We start from the raw sequence: 5,312 nt of genomic DNA on the forward strand, positions 1-5,312 counted from the left end.
AGCTCACCCCGGAGATCGCCGACCGACTGGCCGCCGTCGAGTCTGAATTGCCCCACCGCGCGGTCGATGCGCGGCCGTCGGCCGCCGGGGTGGGCATCTGGAGTCGCTACCCGGTGCGGCGGTACAGCCGCGATCCCGGCTATGAACTCGGCATGCTGAGGGCCTCGCTTCAGGTGCCCGGAGTGACCCGCGATGTGACGGTGGTGGCTGCCCACGTGGTGGGCCCGTGGCCGCAGCCGATCGACGGCTGGCGCAAAGAGATGGCCACCCTGCCGAAGACGTTGGTGGGACTGGCCAAGACCGCCGGTGAGGGCGCGGTCATCGTCGCCGGTGATCTCAACGCGACCGCCGACATGCTGCCGTTTCGGCGCCTGCTTGCCGCCGGATTCGGCGACACCGCCGAGCAGACCGGCGCCGGCCTGGCCGGCACCTATCCGGCCCAAGGGTCAACGCCGGCGCTGATCCGGATCGACCACATCCTGATTCGTAACGCCGCGGCCACCGACCTAACGACGGTTCGGGTTCCCGGCACCGACCACCTCGGTGTGGCCGCCACGATCCACCTTCGGCGTTCGGCCACCACAGGGTGAATACCCTGCACTGCGCAACATTGGCATGATGGCGTCCGCACCGCCACTCTCCAGCGTGGCTTTGTTTCGCTCTTGCCCGTTTGCCAGCCACCGTGGGAGTTCCTATGTTCAGCAATGCTTTTCAGTCAGCACCAATGGTGTCTCGCGTCGTCGACTACGAGCCGCCGGCGGCCGGCGGACCACCGGCCATGCCGCCGGTCGGCGAGGTGGCGCACCGCCGGCGCTCGGCACCCATGCCCCCGCCGGCCCCGAGTGCGCAGACCCGCAAACAGATTCAGGACGCCGCGACCTTCGCCGACGCGGCGCTGCGACGGGTGCTGGAGGTCATCGACCGGCGCCGGCCGCTGACCCAACTGCGTCCGCTGATGGCCACCGGCCTGGTGGAGACGCTGCTGTCCGGAGCGCACGGCGGGGACGGGATGGCTCGCTTACGACGGGTTCGGGCCCAGCTGGCCGGACCGGGCGGCGATGCCGCCGAGGTGGCCGGGCACTACACCCGCGGGCCGCGGGTGCACGCGATCGCCTGCCGGGTCGAGCGGACCGCCACCCCCACCGGCGCGCGTTGGCAGGTGGTTGCGCTGCACCTCGGCTAGCAGGCGGGGGGCTTGAGTTCAGCGGCGACGCAGCAGCTTACGTTCCTTGTTCTCCTGCCGGGCGGCCTCACGACGCTGCTTGCGGCTGGCACCGCCCGACGGGGCCGCGACGGGCGCGTCGTGGCGCTGCACTTCGGCGTCGCCGTCCTCCGACGGTCCGACGTAGGTCAGCGGGCGAGAACCGTCGTCACCGACGCCGCGGGGGCGCAAACCCTCCGGCATGGCCTGCGCGGCAACCGCCGGCGCCTGCGGGGCAGCCTCGATCTGGACGTTGAACAGGAAGCCGACCGACTCCTCCTTGAGCGCGTCGAGCATGCCGGTGAACATGTCGTAGCCCTCGCGCTGGTATTCCACCAGCGGGTCGCGCTGCGCCATCGCCCGCAGACCGATGCCCTCCTTGAGATAGTCCATCTCGTAGAGGTGTTCACGCCATTTCCGGTCGAGCACACTGAGCAACACGTTGCGTTCCAGTTGCCGCATCGCGCCGGGGCCGGCAACCGCATCGACGTCGGCCTCACGCTTGGCGTAAGCCTTCTCGGCGTCGGCGATCAGAACCTCGAGCAACTCCTCGCGGGTCAAATCGCCGGCCTCGCCGACGGCTTCGGAGTTGATCAGGTCGCGGTGGTCGACACCGACCGGATACAGCGTGCGCAACGCCCCCCACAGCTGCTCGAGATCCCAGTCCTCGGCGTACCCCTCGGCGGTCGCGCCGTCGACGTAGGCGGTGATGACGTCGACCAGCATGTCGTGCGACTGCGCCTTGAGGTCCTCACCGTCGAGAATGCGGCGACGCTCCTCGTAGATGACCTTGCGCTGCTGGTTCATCACCTCGTCGTACTTGAGCACGTTCTTGCGGATCTCGAAGTTCTGCTGTTCGACCTGCGTCTGCGCGCTCTTGATGGCGCGGGTCACCATCTTGGCCTCGATCGGCACGTCATCGGGCAGGTTGAGCCGGGTCAGCAGCGACTCCAGGGTGGCGCCGTTGAACCGTCGCATGAGCTCGTCGCCCAGCGACAGGTAGAACCGCGACTCCCCCGGGTCACCCTGCCGGCCGGACCGGCCGCGCAACTGGTTGTCGATGCGGCGGGACTCGTGCCGTTCGGTGCCCAGCACGTAGAGTCCGCCGACCTCTCTGACATTCTCGGCTTCCTCGCCGACCTGGGCCGTGACCCGGGGCAGCTCCTCCAGCCAGGCGGCGTCGTACTCCTCGGGTGTTTCGACCGGATCCAGCCCGCGATCCCGCAACCGCTGGTCGACGATGAAGTCCACGTTGCCGCCGAGCACGATGTCGGTGCCGCGGCCGGCCATGTTGGTGGCCACGGTGATCGCGCCGCGCCGGCCGGCCTCGGCGATGATGCCCGCCTCCTGCTCGTGGTACTTGGCGTTGAGCACGCTGTGCGGGATCCGCCGCTTCTGCAGCATCCGCGACAGGTACTCGGAGCGCTCGACGCTGGTGGTGCCGATCAGTACCGGCTGGCCCTTCTCGTAGCGCTCGGCGATGTCGTCGGCGACCGCGATGAACTTGGCCTCTTCGGTTTTGTAGATCAGGTCGGTCTGGTCCTTACGGACCATGTCGCGGTTGGGCGGGATCGGCACCACACCCAGCTTGTAGATCTCGTAGAGCTCGGCGGCCTCGGTCTCGGCGGTGCCGGTCATCCCGGCCAGCTTGTCGTAAAGCCGGAAGTAGTTCTGCAGGGTGATGGTGGCCAGCGTCTGGTTCTCGGCCTTGATCTCCACCTTCTCCTTGGCCTCGATGGCCTGGTGCATACCCTCGTTGTAACGGCGGCCGAGCAGGACGCGGCCGGTGAATTCGTCGACGATGAGGACCTCGCCGTCGCGGACGATGTAGTCCTTGTCGCGTTGGAAGAGTTCCTTGGCCTTCAGCGAGTTGTTGAGGTAGCTGACCAGCGGCGAGTTGGCGGCCTCGTAGAGGTTCTCGATGCCGAGTTGGTCCTCGACGAACTCCACGCCGACTTCGTGGACGCCGACGGTGCGCTTGCGGATATCGACCTCGTAGTGGACGTCCTTCTCCATCATCGGGGACAGCCGGGCGAACTCGGAGTACCAGTGCGAGGCGCCGTCGGCGGGGCCGGAGATGATCAGCGGGGTGCGGGCCTCGTCGATCAGGATCGAGTCGACCTCGTCGACGATGGCGTAGTTGTGCGGGCGCTGCACCAGTTCTTCCAGCGAATGCGCCATATTGTCGCGCAGGTAGTCGAAGCCGAACTCGTTGTTGGTGCCGTAGGTGATGTCGGCGGCGTAGGACTCGCGGCGCTCGTCGGAGTTCAGCCCGGACAGGATCACCCCGACGTCCAGACCCAGGAAGCGGTGCACGCGGCCCATCCACTCGCTGTCGCGTCTGGCCAGGTAGTCGTTGACGGTGACGACGTGCACACCCTTGCCGCTCAGCGCGTTGAGGTAGGCCGGCAGCACGCAGGTCAGCGTCTTGCCCTCACCGGTCTTCATTTCCGCGACGTTGCCGAAGTGCAACGCCGCCCCACCCATCACCTGGACGTCGAAGTGACGTTGACCCAGCACCCGCCAGGCGGCTTCGCGGGCCACCGCGAAGGCCTCCGGCAGCAGGTCGTCGAGCTGTTCGCCGCCCTCGATGCGGGCCCGGAACTCGTCGGTCTTGGCGCGCAACTCGGCGTCGGTCAACTTCTCGACGTCGTCGGAGAGCGTGTTGACGTAGTCAGCCACCCCGCGGAGGCGTTTGACCATGCGACCTTCACCGAGGCGCAGCAACTTGGACAGCACATGTTCCCCTGGAGCGTTTGAGGGGAGGCATCCCCTACAGGATCGGAGGCTTAAGCGACTCCCATCCTAGGTGACGCGGTGGTCCGCCCGGTTAGGCCGCCTGATCAGACCCCCGGGCTCGCTAGGCGAGCCTGATCAGACCCCCGGGCTCGCTAGGCGAGCCTGATCAGACCGTAGTCGTAGGCGTGGCGGCGGTAGACGACGGAGGGTTTGTCGCTCTCCTTGTCATGGAACAGGTAGAAGTCATGCCCGACCAGTTCCATCTCGTAGAGCGCATCGTCGACGGTCATCGGCTTGGCCGGATGTTCCTTGACCCGCACGATGTGGCCGGGCTCGTGTTCCTCGGGGGCGGTCTCGACCCCCGCGGCCGGAGCCGAGCCGTCCGGGTTGAAGGCCTGAGCCAGGTCCAGCGGGGCCGCCACCGCGGCCGCAGCCCCGGGTTTCCCCACGGCCTCGTGCAGCGACACCGGGGTCTTGTCGCCGTAGTGCACCTTGCGTCGGTCCTTGCTGCGTCGCACGCGGCTTTCGAGTTTGTGGACGGCGGCCTCGAAGGCGCCGTAGAAGCTATCGGCGCAGCCCTCCCCGCGCACCACCGGGCCTCGACCGTGCGCGGTGATCTCGACGTGTTGACAGTTCTTGCGCTGGCGGCGATTTTTCTCGTGCTCAAGCTCCACATCGAAACGCTGGATCGAGGAGTCGATCCGTTCGACGCGGGCGAGCTTCTGCCCCACATAGACGCGGTAGTGGTCGGGGACCTCGACGTTGCGCCCAGTTACCTGGACATCTGCAGTGGGGCCGGCTGCGGGTGCCTGGCCGTCGGGAGAAGGCTGACCTGACTTCACGGATGGGGTTGACATTCTTGAGAACTCGTTTCTTCTAACGGGATGGCACGCGCTTGGGCGTGCCCGGCCTGTTCGGTGCGGATGCGCACAGCCGGGGGGATTCCCGGCGTCGCCAGAGGTCGAAGCACCACCTCCCAACGGCTGCCCGAAGTTCACGCTGCGTTAACGCCGACGCTAGTCGCAGCGCGGGGGCCGTGCCAGTCTTTCGCGCGCCTGTGTCCGGGTCGTGACGGCGACGTCTCAGGCATGGGCCAGGGTCAGTACCGCCGTCACCGCGGTCCCGGCGGCGTGCAGGGTGCGGACTGCTTCACGGGCTGTGGCACCGGTGGTCACCACGTCGTCGACGAGGAGAACCTCGCCGGACAGACGCTGCGACACGCGGACCCGGCCGGCGATGTTGCGCTCCCTGGCCGTGGTGCCCAAACCCACCGAGTCCCGGGCCAGGCCGACGGTGCGCAGCGCCGGGGCCACCGTGATCTCGGGGTGGCCCACGGTGGCGGCGGCGGCGATCCGGGCCCCCGGGTCGCCCC

Annotated in this window: 5 protein-coding genes; 2 read left to right on the plus strand and 3 right to left on the minus strand. The window is 67.9% G+C overall.

Annotation, left to right across the window (positions count from 1 at the left end):
* Together ADBZ5N_RS17255 and ADBZ5N_RS17260 are read left to right on the plus strand one after the other, a co-directional pair.
* Positions 1-590, plus strand: a 590-nt coding sequence (locus ADBZ5N_RS17255) for an endonuclease/exonuclease/phosphatase family protein (protein WP_526259542.1), incomplete at its 5' end; no start/stop codon positions are given.
* A 134-nt stretch (positions 591-724) separates the two neighbouring features.
* A complete protein-coding gene (locus ADBZ5N_RS17260) occupies positions 725-1,183 on the plus strand; it encodes an Rv3235 family protein (protein WP_526259544.1) in 459 nt (152 codons plus the stop codon).
* An 18-nt stretch (positions 1,184-1,201) separates the two neighbouring features.
* Here the strand turns inward: ADBZ5N_RS17260 and secA are convergent, their stop codons facing one another.
* From secA to ADBZ5N_RS17275, 3 genes are all read right to left on the minus strand, one after another.
* A complete protein-coding gene (gene secA / locus ADBZ5N_RS17265; protein ID WP_526259546.1) occupies positions 1,202-3,940 on the minus strand; it encodes a preprotein translocase subunit SecA in 2,739 nt (912 codons plus the stop codon).
* A 152-nt stretch (positions 3,941-4,092) separates the two neighbouring features.
* The gene (hpf, locus tag ADBZ5N_RS17270; protein ID WP_526259547.1) at positions 4,093-4,797 is read right to left on the minus strand and encodes a ribosome hibernation-promoting factor, HPF/YfiA family; all 705 of its coding nucleotides are present in this window, start codon (positions 4,795-4,797) and stop codon (positions 4,093-4,095) included.
* Between the two features lie 225 nt (positions 4,798-5,022).
* Positions 5,023-5,312 (minus strand): ComF family protein (locus ADBZ5N_RS17275; protein ID WP_526259549.1); only part of this gene is annotated, 290 nt, incomplete at its 5' end.

Origin of the sequence: Mycobacterium sp., assembly GCF_044370595.1 — a bacterium.
In the GTDB taxonomy this organism is placed as follows: Bacteria; Actinomycetota; Actinomycetes; order Mycobacteriales; family Mycobacteriaceae; genus Mycobacterium.

Excerpts from the sequence above, each read along its gene's own strand:
- ADBZ5N_RS17260 (WP_526259544.1), top strand. The coding sequence starts at position 725 with ATGGTGTCTCGCGTCGTCGACTACGAGCCGCCGGCGGCCGGCGGACCA.
- hpf (WP_526259547.1), bottom strand. The coding sequence starts at position 4,797 with ATGTCAACCCCATCCGTGAAGTCAGGTCAGCCTTCTCCCGACGGCCAG.